The sequence below is a fragment of the Streptomyces sp. NPDC014894 genome, from assembly GCF_043080985.1.
In the GTDB taxonomy this organism is placed as follows: domain Bacteria; phylum Actinomycetota; class Actinomycetes; order Streptomycetales; family Streptomycetaceae; genus Streptomyces.
On record NZ_JBIBWD010000005.1, the window covers coordinates 442,293 to 463,538 of the forward strand.

General features: G+C 72.9%; 15 protein-coding genes and 1 pseudogene. 8 read left to right on the forward strand and 8 right to left on the reverse strand.

The window, feature by feature from the left end; all coding sequences use genetic code 11:
* Positions 1 to 20 precede the first annotated feature (20 nt).
* From uvrB to ACF089_RS15590, 4 genes are all read left to right on the forward strand, one after another.
* A complete protein-coding gene (gene uvrB, locus ACF089_RS15575; protein WP_392026330.1) occupies positions 21 to 2,153 on the forward strand; it encodes an excinuclease ABC subunit UvrB in 2,133 nt (710 codons plus the stop codon).
* A gap of 210 nt (positions 2,154 to 2,363) precedes the next feature.
* Entirely contained in the window at positions 2,364 to 2,978 is a 615-nt protein-coding gene (locus ACF089_RS15580; RefSeq protein ID WP_392026332.1) for a TerD family protein, read from the forward strand.
* 320 nt (positions 2,979 to 3,298) lie between these two features.
* The gene (locus ACF089_RS15585) at positions 3,299 to 5,293 is read left to right on the forward strand and encodes a TerD family protein (RefSeq protein WP_392026333.1); all 1,995 of its coding nucleotides are present in this window, start codon (positions 3,299 to 3,301) and stop codon (positions 5,291 to 5,293) included.
* A gap of 307 nt (positions 5,294 to 5,600) precedes the next feature.
* Positions 5,601 to 6,629, forward strand: coding sequence for a TerC family protein (locus tag ACF089_RS15590; RefSeq protein ID WP_392026335.1), 1,029 nt, complete (start codon positions 5,601 to 5,603; stop codon positions 6,627 to 6,629).
* A gap of 97 nt (positions 6,630 to 6,726) precedes the next feature.
* Here the strand turns inward: ACF089_RS15590 and ACF089_RS15595 are convergent, their stop codons facing one another.
* The 4 genes and pseudogenes from ACF089_RS15595 to ACF089_RS15610 form a co-directional block, all read right to left on the reverse strand.
* Positions 6,727 to 7,902: an ABC transporter permease gene (locus ACF089_RS15595; RefSeq protein WP_392026472.1), complete on the reverse strand. Its 1,176-nt coding sequence runs from the start codon at positions 7,900 to 7,902 to the stop codon at positions 6,727 to 6,729.
* A gap of 484 nt (positions 7,903 to 8,386) precedes the next feature.
* Positions 8,387 to 9,035, reverse strand: a pseudogene (locus ACF089_RS15600) (ABC transporter ATP-binding protein); the annotation flags it as partial.
* Positions 9,032 to 10,240 (reverse strand): peptidoglycan-binding protein, encoded by a 1,209-nt coding sequence (locus ACF089_RS15605; protein WP_392026474.1) that lies wholly within the window; start codon positions 10,238 to 10,240, stop codon positions 9,032 to 9,034. The gene ACF089_RS15605 and the pseudogene ACF089_RS15600, both read right to left, overlap by 4 nt.
* Complete coding sequence (locus ACF089_RS15610) at positions 10,237 to 10,794, reverse strand: hypothetical protein (protein ID WP_392026337.1); 558 nt, start codon at positions 10,792 to 10,794, stop codon at positions 10,237 to 10,239. The genes ACF089_RS15605 and ACF089_RS15610 overlap by 4 nt, the downstream gene beginning before the upstream one ends.
* A gap of 391 nt (positions 10,795 to 11,185) precedes the next feature.
* Between ACF089_RS15610 and ACF089_RS15615 the strand changes: the two genes are divergently transcribed.
* Together ACF089_RS15615 and ACF089_RS15620 are read left to right on the forward strand one after the other, a co-directional pair.
* Positions 11,186 to 11,842, forward strand: a complete 657-nt coding sequence (locus tag ACF089_RS15615) for a response regulator transcription factor (protein WP_392026338.1) — start codon at positions 11,186 to 11,188, stop codon at positions 11,840 to 11,842.
* Positions 11,839 to 13,350: a sensor histidine kinase gene (locus ACF089_RS15620; protein WP_392026340.1), complete on the forward strand. Its 1,512-nt coding sequence runs from the start codon at positions 11,839 to 11,841 to the stop codon at positions 13,348 to 13,350. The genes ACF089_RS15615 and ACF089_RS15620 overlap by 4 nt, the downstream gene beginning before the upstream one ends.
* 30 nt (positions 13,351 to 13,380) lie before the next feature.
* Here ACF089_RS15620 and ACF089_RS15625 read toward each other — a convergent pair whose 3' ends face one another.
* A complete protein-coding gene (locus ACF089_RS15625) occupies positions 13,381 to 14,037 on the reverse strand; it encodes an MBL fold metallo-hydrolase (protein ID WP_392026341.1) in 657 nt (218 codons plus the stop codon).
* Between the two features lie 9 nt (positions 14,038 to 14,046).
* Positions 14,047 to 14,823 carry a maleylpyruvate isomerase family mycothiol-dependent enzyme gene (locus ACF089_RS15630; protein WP_392026342.1) on the reverse strand — a complete coding sequence of 259 codons (777 nt, stop codon included), beginning with the start codon at positions 14,821 to 14,823 and terminating at the stop codon, positions 14,047 to 14,049.
* A gap of 380 nt (positions 14,824 to 15,203) precedes the next feature.
* Between ACF089_RS15630 and uvrA the strand changes: the two genes are divergently transcribed.
* Positions 15,204 to 18,353, forward strand: a complete 3,150-nt coding sequence (gene uvrA / locus ACF089_RS15635; RefSeq protein WP_392026344.1) for an excinuclease ABC subunit UvrA — start codon at positions 15,204 to 15,206, stop codon at positions 18,351 to 18,353.
* An 89-nt stretch (positions 18,354 to 18,442) separates the two neighbouring features.
* Here uvrA and ACF089_RS15640 read toward each other — a convergent pair whose 3' ends face one another.
* Complete coding sequence (locus tag ACF089_RS15640; protein WP_392026346.1) at positions 18,443 to 19,348, reverse strand: carbohydrate kinase; 906 nt, start codon at positions 19,346 to 19,348, stop codon at positions 18,443 to 18,445.
* 171 nt (positions 19,349 to 19,519) lie between these two features.
* On the opposite strand from ACF089_RS15640, the gene ACF089_RS15645 reads away from it, so the two are divergent.
* On the forward strand, positions 19,520 to 19,951 hold the full coding sequence (locus tag ACF089_RS15645) for a Rieske (2Fe-2S) protein (protein ID WP_392026348.1): 432 nt from the start codon (positions 19,520 to 19,522) through the stop codon (positions 19,949 to 19,951).
* A gap of 191 nt (positions 19,952 to 20,142) precedes the next feature.
* On the opposite strand, the gene ACF089_RS15650 is transcribed toward ACF089_RS15645, so the two are convergent.
* Positions 20,143 to 21,075, reverse strand: a complete 933-nt coding sequence (locus ACF089_RS15650; RefSeq protein ID WP_392026350.1) for a hypothetical protein — start codon at positions 21,073 to 21,075, stop codon at positions 20,143 to 20,145.
* Positions 21,076 to 21,246 lie beyond the last annotated feature (171 nt).

Genomic DNA, 21,246 nt, shown 5'->3' on the forward strand with positions numbered 1-21,246 from the left:
GGGGGTCGTACGGTGGATCCATGCGGCCCGTTTCCAAGATCGAACGTACGGTGGCGCCCTTCGAGGTCGTCAGCTCCTACCAGCCCGGTGGCGATCAGCCCACGGCCATCGCCGACCTGGAGCGGCGTATCCGCGCGGGCGAGAAGGACGTGGTCCTGCTCGGCGCGACCGGCACCGGAAAGTCGGCGACGACCGCCTGGATGATCGAGAAGCTCCAGCGCCCCACCCTGGTGATGGCGCCGAACAAGACCCTCGCCGCCCAGCTGGCGAACGAGTTCCGCGAGCTGCTGCCGAACAACGCCGTCGAGTACTTCGTCTCGTACTACGACTACTACCAGCCCGAGGCGTACGTCCCGCAGTCCGACACCTACATCGAGAAGGACTCCTCGATCAACGAGGAGGTCGAGCGGCTGCGCCACTCCGCGACGAATTCGCTGCTCACCCGGCGCGATGTCATCGTGGTCGCCTCCGTCTCCTGCATCTACGGACTGGGCACCCCGCAGGAGTACGTCGACCGGATGGTGCCGCTCAAGGTCGGCGACGAGATCGACCGCGACCAGCTGCTGCGCCGCTTCGTCGACATCCAGTACACGCGCAATGACACGGCGTTCGCCCGCGGCACCTTCCGCGTGCGCGGCGACACCATCGAGATCTTCCCGGTCTACGAGGAGCTGGCCGTCCGCATCGAGATGTTCGGCGACGAGATCGAGGCGCTCTCCACCCTCCACCCCCTCACCGGCGAGATCCTCAGCGAGGACCAGTCGCTCTACGTCTTCCCCGCCAGCCACTACGTCGCCGGCCCCGAGCGCCTGGAGAAGGCGGTCAACGGCATCGAGGCCGAGCTGGAGCAGCGCCTCGCCGAGCTGGACAAGCAGGGCAAGCTCCTGGAGTCCCAGCGGCTGCGGATGCGCACCACCTACGACATCGAGATGATGCGCCAGATCGGCTCCTGCTCCGGCATCGAGAACTACTCGATGCACTTCGACGACCGCGACCCCGGCTCACCCCCCAACACCCTCCTCGACTACTTCCCCGAGGACTTCCTGCTGGTCATCGACGAGTCGCATGTCACGGTCCCGCAGATCGGCGCGATGTACGAGGGGGACGCCTCACGCAAGCGGACGCTGGTCGACCACGGCTTCCGGCTGCCCTCCGCCCTCGACAATCGGCCGCTGAAGTGGGAGGAATTCACCCAGCGGATCGGCCAGACGGTCTATCTGTCGGCCACCCCGGGCGCCTATGAGCTGTCCCGCGGCGACGGCTTCGTGGAGCAGATCATCCGACCCACCGGCCTCGTCGACCCGGAGGTCGTCGTCAAGCCCACCGAGGGGCAGATCGACGACCTGGTGCACGAGATCCGGCTGCGGACCGAGAAGGACGAGCGGGTCCTCGTCACCACCCTCACCAAGAAGATGGCCGAGGACCTCACCGACTACTTCCTCGAGCTGGGCATCCAGGTCCGCTATCTCCACAGCGACGTCGACACCCTGCGCCGGGTCGAGCTGCTGCGGGAGCTGCGCGCCGGCGAGTACGACGTCCTGGTCGGCATCAACCTGCTGCGGGAGGGCCTCGACCTGCCCGAGGTTTCCCTGGTGGCGATCCTCGACGCCGACAAGGAGGGCTTCCTGCGCTCCGGGACCTCGCTGATCCAGACCATCGGCCGCGCGGCGCGCAATGTCTCCGGCCAGGTCCATATGTACGCGGACAAGGTCACCGCGGCGATGGAGAAGGCCATCGAGGAGACCAACCGCCGCCGCGAGAAGCAGATCGCGTACAACACCGAGCGGGGCATCGACCCGCAGCCGCTCCGTAAGAAGATCAACGACATCGTCGCCACCATCGCGCGCGAGGAGATCGACACCGAGGAGCTGCTCGGCACCGACTACCGCAAGCCGAAGTCGGGGGAGAAGGCCGGCAAGGGCGCCAAGGCGCCGGTGCCCGCGCTGGGCGGCAAGGGCCGCCGGGGCGGCGCGGCGGACGCCACGCCGACCGACCGGCCCGCGGCGGAGCTGACCGGAATCATCGAGGAGATGACCGAGCGGATGCGGGCCGCCGCCGCGGACCTCCAGTTCGAGGTCGCCGCACGGCTGCGGGACGAGGTCGGCGAGCTGAAGAAGGAGCTGCGGCAGATGAAGGAGGCGGGCGTCGCCTGAGACCGGGCCGGGGCCCGCCGTCGGGATCCGCTGCCCGGGCCCGCTGCCCGGGCCCCGCGCCAGGTCCGCCGCACCGGTGCGCACCTGGTGTGTTGCAAGAACGACACAGATCGCCGTCAGCCGTGCCGGTCCGCTTGTACGACTGCGTAGGGTGCTGGCTGGACAGCCGCCCACGGGGGGCGGGCAGTTCAGGGAGAATGGGGACAGCGCGTGACGGTCAATATGACCAAGGGCCAGGCCATCAGCCTGCAGAAGAGCGGCGGGGGCACCCTCACGGCGGTGCGGATGGGGCTCGGCTGGCAGGCGGCCGCCCGTCGCGGTCTCTTCGGCTCCCGCACCAAGGAGATCGACCTCGACGCCTCAGCGGTGCTCTTCGCCGACAAGCAGCCGGTGGACGTGGTCTTCTTCCGCCATCTTGTCAGCGACGACGGCTCGGTCCGGCACACCGGCGACAATCTGGTCGGCGGCGCGGGCTCGGGCGGCGACGACGAGGCGATCCTCGTGGACCTCGCGCGGGTCCCCGTCCACATCGACCAGATCGTCTTCACCGTGAACTCCTTCACCGGCCAGACGTTCCAGGAGGTGAAGAACGCCTTCTGCCGCATCGTCGACGAGAGCAACGGTCAGGAGATGGCGCGCTACACCCTCGACGGCGGCGGCAACTACACCGCGCAGATCATGGCGAAGGTGAACCGGGTCAAGAGCGCTCCGCAGGGCTACAGCAAGGAGCCCGCCGTCGACGGCTGGCAGATGAAGGCCCTCGGCAACCCCGCCAACGGCCGCACGTTCGAGGACCTGATCCCCTCGATCCTGCCGCACCTCTGAGCACCTCCGGGCACTTCCGGGCGCGTCTTCGAGCACCTCTCGGCACCACCGAGAGCACCAGCCGAGCACCGTCGAGCGCCACCGACGGCGACTGAGCGTGTGCCCAGCACGCGCCCAGCGCCCTCGGGCGTCCGAGCGCCTTCGACACCTCCGGGCGCTGTCCCCGGACCGCCGTACGGGCTCGTCCCGGCGGTCCGGGACCGGCCACGGCTCCCGGGGCGGCCCCGGCAGCCGTGGCCGCGCACCGACCGCCGACCGCCGCCCACCGACCGTCCACCACGACCCGGGCATCACCGAACAGCTTCGAGGGGGAGAAGGCGATGACGGCCGACCTGGTCCGGGGGCAGAACCACCCACTGCCCGGCGCCCGTCTGGAGATCCGGCTGTCGGCGGGGCATCCGGTCGTCGTCTGCGTCACCCTCACCGATGAGCGGGGGACGGTCCACGAGGACCGGGTCGCCCACCCCGGAGCGCCCGCGCTGCCCGGCGTCGAGGTCTTCGCGAGCGCCGCCGACACCGCCCGGTGCGCCGTCGACCTGTCCGCCGTCCCGCCCGGGGTCCACCGGGTGAATGTGCTGCTCGCGCTCCCCGAAGGCGCCGGGGGACCGGTCAGTTTCGGGGCCACAACAACCCCGTTCGTCGCCGTCCTCGGCCAGGACGGCTCGGAGGTGGCCGGCTTCGCCGTCACCGGGCTCGACACCGAGACCGCGCTGGTCGCCGTCGAGCTGTACCGCAGACAGGACGCGTGGAAGGTCCGCGCGGTCGGCCAGGGGTACGCAGGAGGGCTCGCCCAGCTCCTCCGCGACCAGGGTCTGCCGGCGGCGCACGAGACGGCCGCGCTGATCCAGCGGGACGCCGCCGCGCGCGGCCCCCGGGCCGAGTCCGCGCCGCTGCGCACCCCGAGCGCCGCCGAGGACGGGTACGCCGCCCCCGGACCGGTGACTCCGGCGTCTCCGGTGACCCCGGCGGCGGCGACCGGACCGGACCCGGCGCGCCCGGCGGACCGCCACCGCCCCGCGACGCCCGGCGGGAGCGCCGGAGCCGTCGGCGGCCCCATCAGCTACGCGCACCCGCGCCGAGGCTCCGTCCCGCCCCCGCCCGCGACCCCCGCAGACCCGCCCCCGGCCGCGACCTCCGCGACCCCCGCAGCCCCGGCCGTGCCGGACGCCGAGCCGGGGCGGCCCGCCCCGCCCGTCGCGGGCGACGCCACCGGCTGGTCCATGGAAGAGCGGCTCCACCATCAGATCTGGGGCATGTTCGAGGATCTGGCCCGCGCTGTCGCCGCCTACCGCAGCGCCGTGGAGTTCGCCGAGTCCCGGCTGGACCGGGAGCTGGACCAGGCCCTCGCCGATCCGCGCGGACGCGTCGGCGGGACCGCCGACGACGCCCGCCGGGCCGCCCGCGCCAAGTGCGAGGAGCTGACCGCCCTGGCCCGCCGGGCGCTCGACCGGGACCTCGACCGGCTCCAGGCCGAATCCGAGGTCGTCGAACCGGCCCTCGCCCCCGCCTTCGCCCGCTGGGACAACCCCGCCTGGCACGCCTACCGGGTGCCGATGGAGCGCCCGATGGCGCTGCGCCTCGGCGATCTCCAGCTGCCCGAGGCCCGTGAGCTGAGGATTCCGCTCCTGGTCCGGCTGCCGCTGGAGCGCGGTCTGTGGGTGGACAGCGGACGCGGCCCCGAGGCCGCGACGGCGCTGGACGGGGACCGGCTCCGGCGGTCGGCCATGGAGTGCGCGGTGGCCCACGCGGCCCGGCTGATCGCCGTCCATCCGCCCGGCGACTTCTCCGTCCATGTGATCGACCCGGCGGGCACGGGGGCCGGCCCGCTCGCCCCGCTGATCCGCTCCGGGGTCCTCGCGGCGCCGCCCGCCGCCGGAGCCCGGGGCGTCTCCGAGACGCTGACCGCCTTCACCCGGCGGGTGGATCTGGTGAGCATGGCGGTGCGCGGCGGCGCGGCCGACTCGCTGCCGCCCGAGCTGGACACCGCCGAGCAGCTGCTCATCGTCCATGACTTCCCGCACGGCTTCGACGACCGGGCCGTCACCCAGTTGCGCTATCTCGCCGACGAGGGCCCGGCCGTCGGCGTCCATCTGATGATGGTCGCCGACCGGGAGGACGCGAGCGCGTACGGCCCGGTGCTGGATCCGCTGTGGCGCTCGCTGCTGCGGCTCACTCCGGTGCCGGACGACCACCTCGCCGATCCCTGGGTCCGCCACGCATGGACGTATCACCCGCCGGCGGTCCCGCCCGGGAGCGCGGTGCTGGAGCAGGTGCTGGGGCAGGTGGGCGCGGCCCGTCGCTCCTGGGGTTTGTGAAGGGGCGGTGAGGGGGCTACGAGAGGCCGGTGAAGTGGCCCCGTACTGGCGAACGACCCGCTAAAGAGCTGTGGTTAAAGCCGCTGACCTGCGGATTTGAAGGACTCTTTACCAAGCTCTTTACCTTGCTTGGGTACTCCTGTACGCTCCTCTAAGCGGAGGGGAGTATTCCCGCCTGCGACGTACTCGTCAGTACGGACCACCATTGGTCCCGGGGCGTCGGCCCGAGCGGCTAGGACCGCCCGGGTGGAAGAGACCTCCGGCAGCGACGACGCTGATCAAAGAGCCGTACGACGCCGGAGGCGCAGTGGACGTTTCATTGACTCTTTGGGTGCTGACCATTCTCGGTCTGAGCGCCCTCATCGGAGCCGACTTCTTCATCGGGCGCAAGCCCCATGATGTGTCGATCAAGGAAGCCGGAATCTGGACGATCGTCTGGATCGTTCTCGCGGTGCTCTTCGGTATCGGTCTGCTGGTGTTCGGCTCCAGTCAGGCGTCCGGAGAGTTCTTCGCCGGCTTCGTCACCGAGAAATCGCTGAGCGTCGACAATCTCTTCGTCTTCGTCCTGATCATGGCGAAGTTCTCGGTGCCTTCCCACCTCCAGCAGCGGGTGCTGCTGGTCGGTGTGCTGATCGCCCTGGTCCTGCGGGCCATCTTCATCGCGGCCGGCGCGGCGATCATCGCCAGCTTCTCGTGGGTCTTCTACATCTTCGGCGCGTTCCTGATCTTCACCGCCTGGAAGCTCATCCAGGAGGCGCGCTCCGACGACGAGGAGGACGACTGGGAGGAGAACCGGCTTCTCAAGTCCATCGAGAAGAAGTTCGGCGTCGCCGACCGGTACCACGGCACCAAGCTCTTCATCCATGAGAACGGCAAGCGCATCCTGACCCCGCTGATGGTGGTCATGCTCGCCATCGGCACCACCGATGTGCTGTTCGCCCTGGACTCCATCCCGGCGATCTTCGGCCTCACCCAGGACCCGTACATCGTCTTCACGGCCAACGCCTTCGCCCTGATGGGTCTGCGTCAGCTGTACTTCCTCATCGGCGGCCTGCTCAAGAAGCTGGTTCACCTCAGCTACGGCCTCTCGGTGATCCTCGGCTTCATCGGCGTCAAGCTGGTGTTGCACGCACTGCACGAGAGCGGGGTCAGCGTCCCCGAGATCTCGATTCCGTTCTCGCTCACGGTCATCTGCGGTGTGCTGGTCATCACCACCATCACCAGCCTGATCGCCTCCAAGAAGCAGGCGCAGCGCGAAGCGGCCGAGGCCGTCGAGAGCGGCGACGAGCCCAAGGATCCCCAGGACCCCAAGGGCAAGGACAGCGTCGAAGCCTGACGCACCACGGTCCCCGGGCGGGGGCGGACGGCACTGCCGTCCGCCCCCGCCCTTCTGCCGTCCCGGCCCCGCCTCCGCAGGCGGGCCTCAGGCGGGCCTAGGGAGTGGCCAGCGCCTCCGTGGGGGAGAGCCGGGAGGCCCGTACGGCCGGATAGAGACCCGCCAGCGCGCCGATCGCCACGGTCGCGCCGACCCCGCCGGACACCGCCCACGCCGGGACCACGGCCGGCCACTCCTGGAACAGCGCGTAGCCGGCGGTGACCGCCGCCCCCAGGACCGCCCCGCCCACTCCGCCGAGGGCGGAGAGCAGCAGCGACTCGGCGAGGAACTGCGTACGGACCTGCCCCCGGGTGGCCCCCAGCGAGCGCCGCAGACCGATCTCGGCCCGCCGCTCCAGCACCGAGATGACCATGGTGTTGGCCACTCCGACCCCGCCGACCAGCAGGGCCAACGCGCCCAGCCCCAGCAGCAGCCCGGTGAAGGCCTTGCCCGCCGCCTGCTCGGCGGCCAGCGCGTCCGAGGGCCGGGAGACGTCCGCCTCGCTCGGGGCCTCGGGATGCGCGGTGGCTCCGAGCACGGCGCGCACCTCCTCCACGGCGGATTTGTCGGACCGGGCGTAGACGGTCGTCGGACGGCCGTCGAAGCCCAGCTCCGTCCGGGCGGCCGGCCAGCCCACCAGCGCCGCCGTGTCCAGCTCCGGAGCCAGCGGCGCGGGCTCCAGGATGCCCACGACCGTGAACCACCGGCCGCCGATGAGGACCCGGGTGTCGGGCCCCGCCCGGCCGATGCCCAGCCGCGCGGCCGCCTCCGGCCCCAGCACCGCCGCCGGGTACCGGCCCGTGGCCGCGTTCAGCCACGTACCGCCGCGCAGCTCGGCCGCGACGGTGGACAGCAGATCGGTACGGACGGCGTACGCGCCGATCCCGCCGGTCTCCGCCTCGGGGATCCGGTCGTTCCGGTACACCTTCGCGTCCGTGATCCGCCCGACCGCCGACACCGCCCGGACCGGACCGATCCGCCCGACCATGGCCTCGGCCTCCTCGGGCAGCTTGGCCTCGCCGCCGGTCATGGTCGAGCCCGGCGAGACCGTCAGCAGATTGGTGCCGAGGGCGGCGAGCGTACGGTCGAGTCCGGCGCGGGACGAGGAGGAGATGCCGACCACCGCGACCATCGCGGCGATTCCGATCGCGATGCCCAGGGCTGAGAGAAAGGCCCGGAGCGGACGGGTGCGCAGCCCCACCGCGCCGACCTTGAGGACATCGCCCGGCCCCATCCGGGCGGGCCGCAGCGCGCGGGGATCCGCGTCCGGTTCCCGTTCCTCGGCGCGGGGGGAGGGCGGGAGCAGCGTTCCGGAGGTCATGGGCGCACCCCCGTGTCGCCCACGGGACCGGAGACCGCTGCCGCCGTGCCCGTGCCCGCACCCGTCCCCGTGCCCGCAGCCGTGTCCGTGCCCGCGCCGCCCGTGCCCGTGGCCGCGCCCCTTCCCGTACCCGCCCCGGATCCCGGAGGTTCGGCTTCCGGAGGGTCCGCTTCCGGAAGCCGAACCTCCAACGGCGACGACGACGCCTTCGCCTCCGCCGCCTCCGCCTCCGCCTCCGCCTCCGCCTCCGCCGCCTCCGAAGGCACCCCTTTCGGCGACACCGCGCCCGGAGGGCCTGCTCCCGGAGGGCCCGCCCCCGGATCCCGCTCCGCGGCCTCCGGCCGCCCCGCCGCGTACCGCCCCGCCGCGCCCGGCGGCTCCGTCCCGGCCGTGTCCTCCACCACCAGGCCGTCCCGCATCCGCACCTGGCGGGGGAGCGAGTCGGCGATCTCCCGGTCATGGGTGATGATCACCACCGTGGTGCCGGCCCGGTGCAGCTCGCGCAGCAGCCCCATCACCCCCTCGCCCGAGACGGAGTCCAGCGCGCCGGTCGGCTCGTCGGCGAGGAGCAGCGGCGGCTCGCCCGCCACCGCGCGGGCGATCGCGACCCGCTGCCGCTCGCCCCCGGACAGCTCGTGCGCCTCGTGGTCCAGCCGGTGTCCGAGCCCGACCCGCTCCAGCGCCGCCGCGGCCCGCCGCCGGCGCTCCGCCGGACGCAGCCCGCAGTACAGAAGGCCGTCGGCGACGTTGTCCAGCGCCGCCGTGCCCGCCGCGAGATGGAATTGCTGGAACACAAATCCGATCCGGCTCGCCCGCAGCGCCGACAGCTTCGCGTCGGAGAGGGAGCCCACGTCGTACCCGTCGATCCGCACCCGCCCCGCGCTGGGCCGGTCCAGCGTCCCCAGCACATGGAGCATCGTCGACTTGCCCGAACCGGACGGTCCGACGATCCCGACGAGTTCGCCGCGCCCGATCCGCAGCGTCACCCCGCCGAGCGCCGTGACCCCGCCCGGGTACACCTTGGTCACATCCGTCAGAGAGATCACTTCGGTATCCCCACGGTCGTGCCCTCGGCGACGCCGTCCCCGGAGATCTCCACCCGGCCGTCCGCGAACAGACCCGTGCGCACCGGGACGTAGGACGACTCGGTCCCCGAGACGACCTCGACGCCGAAGCCGCCCTCGGAGAGCACCAGCAGCGCGGACACGGGGACGGTCAGCACGTTCTCGCGGGTCTCGGCGGTGAAGGTCACATCCACCGCGGCCAGGGCGTATCCGTCGGCCGCCCGCCGCGCCTTCGCGCCGTGCAGCCCCACCACCACCTCGACCTCGGTCTCCGCGTCCGCTTCCCCGCTCGCCGCCTCCACGACCGTCGACCACTCCTCGACCCGCCCGGCGACCTCCGTGCCGTCGGGCAGGGTGATGCCCACGGCCGACCCCTTCTTCGCCAGCCGCTGATCGGCGGTGTCCAGTCGCAGGGTGACGGCCTTGTCGGTGCCGGTGTACGAGAGGACCTTGCCGCCCGGGGCGAGGGGATCGCCCGCCGCCGCCTCCAGACCGTCCACCCGTACCGCGCCGGAGGCGACCACCACGTCCGCCGCCTCCACCGAGCCGGTCTCCGGCACGCCGAGATCCTCCTGCCACTCCCGTACCGCGTCCGCCGTCCGGTCGGTGAACTCCTCGTCCACCGTGAAACCGCCGTAGCCGAGCGCGTCCAGATTCCGTTCCAGCTGGCGTACGTCCGTGCCCTCGACGCCCTCCTTGAGCGGGCGGTACGCGGGCAGCTTCCCGTACAGCAGCGTCACCGGCCGGTCGTCCACGCGGTACAGCGATTCGCCCCGGGTGATCCGTTCGCCGGTCTCCGGCAGACCGGTGAGCGTGCCCGCCCGCCGGCTCGCGGCGGTGACGGCCGTGCCGTGGCCGAGTCGGCCGTCCTCGCTGTGGACGTCCTCCAGGGTCTCCTCGGTCACCTCGGCGGTGTTCGGCGGCAGACCGGCCGCCGTCCCGCCGTCCGGCGACCCGGTGTCGCGGCCGAGGCCGAGCGAGGCCGCCGCGACCGCGCCGCCCGCCGCCAGCGCGGCGAGCGCCACCGCCGCCCGACGGCCGCGCCGCCGACGACGACGCCGGCTTCCCCGGCCGCCGCTCCCGCCACCGCCGTCGCTCCCCTCCCGGTCCCCGCGCGGCGCGGGCGGTTCTGAGCCGTCCGCCGAGGTCCGGTCCACCGGCCGCTCGACGGCCGTACCGCCGCTCACGGCTTCCCCGCGCGTTCGAGCCCGCCGCCGCCCAGCGCGCCCTTGCACTGTTCGTCGGCCTTCTTGAAGTCGGGGTCGTCGACCATCCGGCCGTCCACCTTGATGCCGCCGCTGCCCGCGTCCGGGTCCGGGAAGTCCTCCACCCCGTTCTCCCGCATGCACCGGGCGTACTGACGCATGTTCCCGGCCACCTTGGGATCGGCCTTGCCGCCCGGGCCGAGCCCCTGCGGCTGGAACTCGCGGCACGCCTTCATGGCCTTCTCCACGGTGGCCCGGTTGCCGCCCTTCTTCTGCTGTCTGATGGTCAGCCGGCCCTCCACCGGGTCCTCCATCTCGACCCCGTTCTTCCGCATGCACGCGGCGAACTTCAGTCCCATCTCCTGCGCGCTCAGGCTCGGTTCCGCGCTCGGCTTCCCGGCCCCGGAGGCCTGGCCGCCGCCCTTCGCGGCCGAGGCCACCTTCCGTTCGCCGCCGCCGTCCGATCCACAGCCGGTCAGCGCCACCGCCAGGGCCAGCGGCAGCGCCGCCAGACCGGCGCGGGTGCGTATCCGCATCGCTCGTCTCCTTCTGCCGGGCCGGTGGGACTCCGGCCGCTCGGGAGTGATGCAACGCAGTAGGCGGTTTCTTCCCCGTTTCCGTCCGGCGCGGAACCCGCGCCGGCCCCCGCACCCGGCTCCGCCCCCGCACCCGGCTCCGCCCCCGCACCCGGCTCCGCCCCCGCACCCGGTGTCGAACCGCCCCCGCGCCGGCACCCGCACCCGCCCGCCCGGGCCGGTCGCCGAACCCGCCGCCGAGGAGCGGACGTTCCCCCGGCCGGAAGCACGCCGTCGGCCCGCCGCCCTAACGGCGAGGAAACACGGCGGCCGTCACCATGGCCCCGGGGCGCTCGCCGCCGGACGCGCAGCGCCCCGCCGGACGGGCGCGGCCGAGGGGAGCGGGTGCCGGATGCGGGTGCTGGTGGTGGAGGACGAGCCGATGCTCGCCGACGCGATAGCGGAGTGGCTGCGCGGCGAGACGCACGCCGTCGACCTGGCGCACGACGGCGCGGCGGCGCTGGAGCGGACCTGTGTGAACGACTACGACGTGGTCGTCCTGGACCGGGACCTCCCCGCCGTCCACGGCGACGACGTCTGCCGTGAGCTGGCCCGTACCGGATCCGGCCCCCGGGTGCTCATGCTCACGGCCGCCGCCGGGATCGCCGACCGGGTCGACGGCCTCGGCCTGGGCGCGGACGACTATCTCACCAAGCCGTTCGCCTTCGCCGAACTCGCCGCCCGGGTGCAGGCCCTGGGCAGACGCTCCCGCCCCGCCGTCCCGCCCGTGCTGCGCCGGGCGGGCATCACCCTGGATCCGGCCCGCCGCGAGGTGTTCCGCGACGGGCGGTACGTTCCGCTGTCGCGGAAGGAGTTCGCCGTCCTCGCCGAACTGCTGCGCGCCGACGGTACGGTCGTCTCCGCCGAACAGCTGCTGGAGAAGGCCTGGGACGAGCACGCCGACCCGTTCACCGGCGCGGTCCGGCTCGCCGTACTGAAACTGCGCCGCAAACTCGGCGGCCCGCCCGTCGTCGAGACCGTCACCGGGGCGGGGTACCGGATCCCATGACCGCCCCGGACCGCCCCGCCGCCGGGCCCGCCGCCCCGGACCGCCCCGCCGCCGGGCCCGCCGCCCCGGACCGCCCCGCCGCCGGGCCCGCCGCCCCGGACCGCCTCGCCGCCGGGCCCGCCGCCGCGAAACCCGCGGCCCCGCGGCCCGCAGCCGTCCCGCGCCGCCGGTTCCGCCGGGTCGGCGCGAGCCCCCGGCGGCTGCGCACCCGGCTCACCCTGATCCACGGCGGCCTCTTCCTGATCGCGGGGGTGGTGCTGCTCGGCGTCACGTACGCGCTCTTCAGTCAGCAGCTCGGCGGGGGAGACACCAAGATCGTGGGACGGGCCGTGAACATCGCCCCCGGGGTCTCGGCCTCCCCGGTCCCCGGCCCTGCGGCGGCCCCGGCCTCCCCGCCCCCATCGCCCTCCGCACCCTCCGCACCCCCCTCATCGGACGCGCCGTCCGCCCCGCCCACCGCCGCCCGGGAGTCCGGGCGTACGGAGGCGGTGCTCAGCCCCGACGGCCGCCGGTTCACGGTCGGCGAGCCGGAGCGGTGGATGCGGGAGCAGCGGGAGGCGCTGCACGACGCCGCGACCACCTCCATGCTCACCCAGGGCGGCATCGTGCTGCTGGTCCTCGGCGGGGTCGCGGCCGGATTCGGCTGGCTGGTCGCGGGGCGCGTACTGGCCCCGCTGCACCGGGTGACCGAGACCGCCCTGCGGATCGCCGCCGCCCCGGCCGCGGGCCGGGGGCTGCACGAGCGCATCGCCCTGCGCGGCCCCGACGACGAGGTGAAGGATCTCGCCGACGCCTTCGACACCATGGTCGAACGGCTGGACCGGTCCTTCGACGGACAGCGCCGCTTCGTCGCCAACGCCTCCCACGAACTGCGCACCCCCCTCACGCTCGGACGCGCCCTGGTCGAGGTGGCCATGCACCGCGGAACGGCCTCCGAGGATCTCCTACGGCTCGGCGAGGACCTGCTGGAGATCAACACCCGGCACGAGCGGCTGATCAGCGGTCTGCTGCTGCTCGCCGACTCGGAGAACGAGATCACCGACCGGCTGCCGGTCGATCTGGCCGATGTCGCCGCCCATGTCGCCGCCCAGACCGAACCGGCGGCGCGGCGGGCCGGGATCACCGTCCACGAGAGCCTGGACGAGGCCATGACCAGCGGTGACGCCCTGTTGCTCGAACGGCTGGTGCACAACCTGGTGGAGAACGGCATCCGGCACAACACGGGCCGGGGCGGCTCGCTGCGGATCGTGAGCCGTACGGACGCCGAGGGCCGGCCCGAGATCGAGGTGAGCAACACCGGCCCGGCGGTGCCCCCGTACGACATTCCGGTGCTGTTCGAGCCGTTCCGCAGACTGGGGGCGGACCGGCTGGTCACCGCCGGGGGCGCGGGCCTGGGGCTGTCGATCGTACGGGCCGTGGCGCTCGCCCACGGCGGATCGGTCGCCGCCCGGCCGGGGCCGGGCGGCGGTCTGGTGGTGACGGCGACGCTGCCGCGCTGCGAGGAGTGATCCCGTACCGCCGGGGCGGCTTCGGGCGGATCACCAGCCGCGGGCGCGCCACTCGGGCAGGTTCGGGCGCTCGGCCCCCAGGGTGGTGTCCCTGCCGTGCCCGGGATAGACCCAGGTCTCGTCCGGGAGCACGTCGAAGAGCTTGGCCTCGACCCCGCCGATCAGCTCGGCGAAGGCCGCCGGGTCCTTGCGGGTGTTGCCGACCCCGCCGGGGAACAGACAGTCGCCGGTGAACACATGGGGGTGGCCGTGCGGATCGTCGTAGACCAGCACGATCGACCCCGGGGTGTGGCCCACGAGATGCCGCGCGGTCAGCTCGACCCGGCCGACCCGGATCGTGTCGCCGTCGTGGACGGGGACGTCGGTGGGGACGGGGATGCCCTCGGCGTCGTACGCCCCCGCGTAGGTGCGCGCGCCGGTCGCGCCGACCACCTCGGCGAGCGCCTGCCAGTGGTCGCCGTGGCGGTGGGTGGTGACCACGGAGGCGATGGAGTCCGCGCCGATCAGGGTGAGCAGCGTCCCGGCGTCGGCGGCCGCGTCGATCAGCAGTTGCTCGCCGGTGGCCCGGCAGCGCAGCAGATAGGCGTTGTTGTCCATCGGACCGACCGAGACTTTCGAGATCATCAGATCCGTCAGCTCGTGCACATCCGCGGGGCCGCCGGGGTTTACCACTCCGCTGTACGTCATAGGGGCAGCCTATAGCGGCGGGAGGGCGGGCAGCCGGGCTTCCGGGGCGTCGGAGCGCATGGTCAGACCGGTCCCGGGACGGCGTCCGGCGAGCCAGCCGACCAGCGCGGGCGGCGCGCCGCCGACGGTCACCGGCTCGCCCTCGGCACGGCCGGTGGACCATGCGCCGTCGCCGTCCTTCCCGGCTCCGCTGCCGTCCGTGCCGTCCGTGCCGTCGGCGCCGTCGGCGCCGTCGGTGCCTTCGAGGGCGCCCGGGGCGACCACCCTGGTCGGCGGCACATCGGGGTGTCCGGCGAAACGCCGGGTGAGGAAGTCGATCTCGCGCAGCAGGAAGTCCCGGGGGAGATCCTCCAGCTCGTACCCGATGTCCAGGTCGACGTGGTGCAGTTCGACCTCGACCAGCCGGCGGAAGGGGAGCCGGGCCGCCGAGTCCGTGACGCCGTTGCGCAGCGCGACCGTACGGCTCCAGTCCGCGGGGAGCGCGGCCACGGCGCGGAGCCGGGCGTCGCTGTCGCGCAGATCGGCGAGCTGGACGTCGAGCGGACGGCCCGCGTCCCGCTCGATGTCCGCCTCGCGCGCGGAGGCGCTCGCGTACATCGGGCGGCCCTGGAGAACATTCGCGATCGCGTCGGCGTTACGGGAGAGGTGGGCCAGCACATGGCCCCGGGACCAGCCCGGGAGCCGTGACGGCCCGCCGAGCCGCGCGTTGTCCAGGGCGGCGACCGCGCTGAGCAGTCGCTCGGTGGCCTTGTGCAGTGAGGCCAGGTCACGCTGGTGGTCGATCATGCGCCCGACGATAGCCGGGCCACACGTTCGGGTGAAGGTGGTCGGCGGCCGCCGTAATTCGAATGTGCGTGCTATAGCCTGGAGCGAGGCATCCTTGGTTGTCGGGCCCGTTCGCCGGGCGCCGCCGCCGGGCGCTCCAGCGGTCCGGCGCCCGTCCGCCCCGTGGGCCCCTACGCTGGAAAGAGTCCGGTACGGGGCGGGGCGGCGGCGCCGACAGCCGCTCGCGGCACATCCGAAAACCTCAAGACCGCAGGATCTCCCAGGACCTCCCAGGACCCCAGGAAACCCCCAGGACCACCAGGAACCTTCAGGACCCGACCCTCAAGACTCATCCAGGGCCCTCAGGACCTCTCCAGACTGAAGAAAGGTGCGGACCCGGCGTGGCCGACCGTCTCATCGTTCGTGGCGCTCGTGAGCACAATCTCAAGAACGTCTCGCTCGACCTTCCCCGTGACTCCCTCATCGTGTTCACGGGGCTCTCCGGGTCGGGCAAGTCCTCGCTCGCCTTCGACACGATCTTCGCCGAGGGCCAGCGCCGCTATGTCGAATCCCTGTCGTCCTACGCCCGCCAGTTCCTGGGGCAGATGGACAAGCCGGACGTCGACTTCATCGAGGGCCTCTCCCCGGCCGTCTCCATCGACCAGAAGTCGACCTCGCGCAATCCGCGCTCCACGGTCGGCACCATCACCGAGGTGTACGACTACCTCCGGCTGCTGTTCGCCCGGATCGGCAAGCCGCACTGCCCCGAGTGCGGCCGGCCCATCTCCCGCCAGTCGCCCCAGGCGATCGTGGACAAGGTGCTGGAGCTGCCCGAGGGCAGCCGCTTCCAGGTGCTCTCGCCGCTGGTGCGCGAGCGCAAGGGAGAGTTCGTCGATCTCTTCGCCGATCTCCAGACCAAGGGATACAGCCGGGCCAGGGTCGACGGGCGGACCATCCAGCTCGCCGAGCCGCCCACGTTGAAGAAGCAGGAGAAGCACACCATCGAGGTGGTCGTCGACCGCCTCACCGTCAAGGACGGCGCCAAGCGCCGGCTCACCGACTCCGTCGAGACCGCCCTCGGCCTCTCCGGCGGCATGGTCGTGCTCGACTTCGTCGACCTCGCCGAGGACGACCCCGACCGCGAGCGGATGTACTCGGAGCATCTGTACTGTCCGTACGACGACCTCTCCTTCGAGGAGCTGGAGCCCCGCTCCTTCTCCTTCAACTCCCCCTTCGGCGCCTGCCCCGACTGCACCGGCATCGGCACCCGGATGGAGGTCGACCCGGAGCTGATCGTTCCCGACGAGGACAAGTCCCTCGACGAGGGCGCGATCCACCCCTGGTCCCACGGCCACACCAAGGAGTACTTCGGGCGGCTGATCGGCGGGCTCTCCCAGGCGCTCGGCTTCTCCACCGACATGGCCTGGGCCGGTCTGCCCCAGCGCGCCCGCAAGGCCCTGCTGTACGGCCACAAGACCCAGGTCGAGGTGCGCTACCGCAATCGGTACGGAAGGGAGCGGGCCTACACCACGCCCGCCTTCGAAGGCGCCGTCCAGTTCGTCCGCAGGCGGCACCAGGAGGCCGAGAGCGACGCCAGCAGGGAGCGCTTCGAGGGCTATATGCGCGAGGTGCCCTGTCCGACCTGTGAGGGCACCCGGCTGAAGCCCATCGTCCTCGCGGTGACCGTGATGGAGAAGTCGATCGCCGACGTCTCCGCCATGTCGATCAGCGAGTGCGCCGAGTTCCTCGGCCGGATGAAGCTCAACGCCCGCGACAAGAAGATCGCCGAGCGGGTGCTCAAGGAGGTCAACGAGCGGCTGAGATTCCTGGTCGACGTCGGCCTGGACTATCTCTCGCTCAACCGCGCCGCCGGCACCCTCTCCGGCGGCGAGGCCCAGCGCATCCGGCTCGCCACCCAGATCGGCTCCGGTCTCGTCGGCGTGCTCTATGTCCTGGACGAGCCCTCCATCGGCCTCCACCAGCGGGACAACCACCGGCTGATCGAGACCCTCGTCCGCCTCCGGGACATGGGCAACACGCTCATCGTCGTGGAGCACGACGAGGACACCATCAAGATCGCCGACTGGGTCGTGGACATCGGCCCCGGCGCCGGCGAGCACGGCGGCAAGGTCGTCCACTCCGGACCCTTGAAGGAGCTGCTGGCCAACAAGGAGTCGATCACCGGGCAGTACCTCGCGGGCAAGAGGGCCATCCCGACGCCCGACATCCGGCGGCCCGCCGACCCCGGCCGGCTGCTCACCGTCCACGGCGCCCGCGAGAACAATCTGCGGGACATCGACGTCTCCTTCCCGCTCGGTGTGCTCACCGCCGTCACCGGAGTCTCCGGCTCCGGAAAGTCCACGCTGGTCAACGACATCCTCTACACCCACCTCGCCCGCGAGCTGAACGGCGCGAAGTCGGTGCCCGGACGGCACACCCGGGTCGACGGGGACGATCTGGTCGACAAGGTCGTCCATGTCGACCAGTCGCCCATCGGCCGTACGCCCCGGTCCAACCCGGCCACCTACACCGGCGTCTTCGACCATGTCCGCAGGCTCTTCGCGGAGACGATGGAGGCCAAGGTCCGGGGCTATCTCCCCGGCCGGTTCTCCTTCAACGTCAAGGGCGGCCGCTGCGAGAACTGCTCCGGCGACGGCACCATCAAGATCGAGATGAACTTCCTGCCGGACGTGTACGTCCCGTGCGAGGTCTGCCACGGAGCGCGCTACAACCGGGAGACCCTGGAGGTCCACTACAAGGGCAAGTCCATCGCCGAGGTGCTGGACATGCCGATCGAGGAGGCCCTGGCCTTCTTCGAGGCCGTGCCCACGATCGCCCGCCATCTGAAGACGCTCCACGAGGTCGGGCTCGGCTATGTCCGTCTCGGCCAGTCCGCCCCGACGCTCTCCGGCGGCGAGGCGCAGCGTGTGAAGCTGGCGAGCGAACTGCAGAAGCGCTCCACGGGCCGCACGGTCTATGTGCTGGACGAGCCCACGACCGGTCTGCACTTCGAGGACATCAGCAAGCTGATCACGGTGCTCTCCGGACTGGTCGACAAGGGCAACACGGTGATCGTCATCGAGCACAACCTCGATGTGATCAAGACCGCCGACTGGGTCGTGGACATGGGCCCCGAGGGCGGCAGCGGCGGTGGCCTGGTCATCGCCGAGGGCACCCCCGAGGAGGTCGCCGGGATCCCGGCGAGCCACACCGGGAAGTTCCTCCGGGACGTGCTGGACCCGGAGCGGATCAGCGACGCCGGCGCGCCCGCGACCCGCCCGGCCGCCAAGAAGACCGCGGCGCGGAAGACGGCCGCGCGGAAGACGGCGGCCGGCGGGACCGCGTCCAAGACCGCCGCGTCCAAGACCGCCGCGTCCAAGGCCGCCGCGTCCAAGACCGCGACGGCCAGGACCGCCGCGGCCGGGAAGACGGCGGCCAAGAAGACGGCCGTGAACAACACGGCCGTCAAGAAGGCCGCGGTGAAGAAGACCGCGACCGCCAAGGGGGCCGCCGCCAAGACGACGGCGACCGCGCGCGCCCGCAAGGCCTGAGGGCAGGGCACGTCAGGGCAGGAGGGCCCCGGCGGCAGCGGACGGACGACGTCCGCCGGCCGCCGGGGCCCGCTCAGCCGCTCAGCCGCTCAGCCGGTCAGTTCCGCCGCGTACGGGGGATCCGCGCCCGGGCGGGAGCAGGTGATCGCGGCGGCGCGCGCGGCGAGGTCCAGAATCTCCCGCCAGGCGGCCCCGTCCAGCTCGGCCGCCCCCTCGGCCGAGAGCGCGCCTCGGGCGGCCAGACCGTGCAGCAGCGCCGCGTTCACGGTGTCTCCCGCGCCGATGGTGTCCGCGACGGCCGACGGCGTCCCCGGGACCGAGACCTCCACCCCGCCCCGGGTACGTACCGTCATCCCCTTCGCACCCCTGGTCAGCACCACGGCGGCCGGGCCCCGGGGCCCGTCGGGCACCCCGCCCAGCCAGTGGGCGTCGTCCTCCGAGAGCTTCAGCAGCGACACATCGGGCAGCCAGCCCGCGAACCGCTCGCGATAGGCGTCCGGATCCGGGATCAGACCCGGCCGGACATTGGGATCGAGCAGGGTGAGCAGCCCCCGGCGGGCCTCCCGCCGCAGCAGCCGCTCGTACGCGCTCGCGCCCGGCTCCAGCACCAGCGAACAGGTGCCGAACGCCACCGCCCGCACCTCCTCCGGCAGCGGCGGCGGCAGCTCGAAGAGCCGGTCCGCGGTGCCCTCGGCGTAGAAGCCGTACCCCGCCGAACCGTCCGCGCCGACAGCGGCGACCGCCAGCGTCGTCGGCTCGGGTCCGCGCGCCACCAGCGAGGTGTCGACGCCCGCCGAGCGCAGCCCGGCGAGCAGCGCCTCGCCGAAGCCGTCCGTGGACACCCGGGAGCAGAAGGCCGTCCGGTCGCCGAGTCTCCCCAGCGCCACCGCCGTGTTGTACGGGCCGCCGCCGAGCCGGGGCAGCAGCGCCGGCAGGGGCTCGCCCTCCCCCTGCGGGACCAGGTCGATCAAGGACTCTCCGGCGACGACGATCACGGCTCCGAACGTAGTCCATGCGCCGCCCGGCGCGGGAGAGAGCCCGCCCGACGGCCGGATGTCGCCCGTCGGTATCGTCGGGTGTGCCGCCTTCGCCGCGCCGATCGCGGCCGACCCGCCGTGGCCTTCGCCGTCACCGGCCCCACCAGCACTCTGAACAGTGGAGTTCCCATGCCCGGCCCCTCGTCAGCCGCCCGCCGCACCGTGCTGAAAGGCGCCGCGCTCGCCGGGACCGCCGGTCTCGGGGCCGTAGCGTGCTCCGGGGAGGCCGGGCGGGCCCGGGACAGGTCGCCCGTCCCGACCGAGCCGGTCCAGCTGGGCGAGGCCGACGCCGTCCCCGTCGGCGGGGCCAAGCTCTACCGCGAGCAGCGGCTGCTGGTGAGCCGGCCGGCCGAGGGCCAGTACAAGGCGTTCAGCGCCCAGTGCACCCACGGGGGCTGCGTCCTCACCAAGATCGTGGGCAATGAGGGCCGCTGCCCCTGCCACGGCAGCCGCTTCGACACGAACACCGGCCAGGTGGTCGAGGGGCTGGCGACCGTGCCGCTCCCCGAGGTGCCGATCAGGACCGAGGGCAAGAACCTCGTCGCGGGCCCCGAAGCCTGAGCCCCCGGCGACCCCACGCCCGGGCCCGTACGATCCGGCATCCGGCATCCGGCATCCGGACCCGTGCGACCCGAGCCCGAGCCCGTGTGCCCCGACGCCCGGGCCCGTACGATCCGAGGCCCTCGAACCCGTACGACCTGACACCCGAGCGCTCCCGTCCCCACACCGGGGCGGCGGCGGGCGCGCCGGGCTCAGTCCCAGTCCCAGTCGATCCCCAGGATCCCGGGCCGCACCCCCTGCTCCACCAGATGGACCGTGCGGTGCCGGCCGCTGAGCGTCAGATCCGTCCGCGCGCCGCGCGGTGTGCCCGTCGTGGCCTGGGCGAAGCGCCGGCACCGCACCGGCAGCGCCCGTTCGTCGAACCGGATCTGGAGCACGTACTGACCGCCCGCGTAGGTGAAGCCCCGGACGTACTCGGCGCTCGGCCCGCCCGTCCCGTCCTCGAAGCCGTACCCGAAGAAGTACGTCTCGCCGGCGCGCAGCCGGGCGTCGAAGAGCAGCTCGGCGACGACCACCCCCGACTCATGGTGGCGGCGGACCCGTCCCGTCCGGCAGTTCTCCAGCGCGGTCACCCGGATCCGGTCCGGATCGCAGCCCGGATCGCCGTGGTGGATGGCGAGATAGCGGTCCACGCCGTCGCGGTGGGCCCGTACCGCGTGCTGGGACTCGCGCCCCACCAGCTCCCGCTCCGCACCGATCCGCACCCGCTCGTGGTGGCCCACCGTGTGCAGCCCGCCGTCCGTGGGGGCCTCCAGATCGGCCAGCAGCCGCTCCACCGTGGCCGAGGCCTCCATCAGCGTGCGGTACGAGCGCGCGGCGGGGCGCTCGACCTCGGCGCGCGCGCCGCCCTCGCCCGCCCCGAGCAGCCGGGTCAGGGAGTTCCCGGGGAGTTCGAGCACCTCCTCCAGGGCGCGCACCGCCCGCAGCGACTCGGGGCGCTGCGGGCGGCGCGCGCCCTGCTGCCAGTAGCTGAGGCTGGTGACGCCGACCTTGATGCCCCGATGGGCGAGATGGTGCTGTACCCGCTGGAGCGGCAGCCCGCGCACCGCGAGCGCCGCCCGCAGCGCGAGATGGAACGGACCGGTGTGCAACACCTGTGCCAGATCGGCCTCGGTGTGGCCCATGGCAATCCTCCAGTGGCGTCGATCGCACGGCGCTCCGTGAACGTTCACGGCGGGGGCCGTCCCGGCGGGCGGGCGGCGGGGGCGGCCCAGGCCGGACGGGACGGGCGCGTTCACATTCCGCCCGAGGCGTTCACAGCTCCGTGTCACCCGCATTGAAGCGTGTTGACCTGC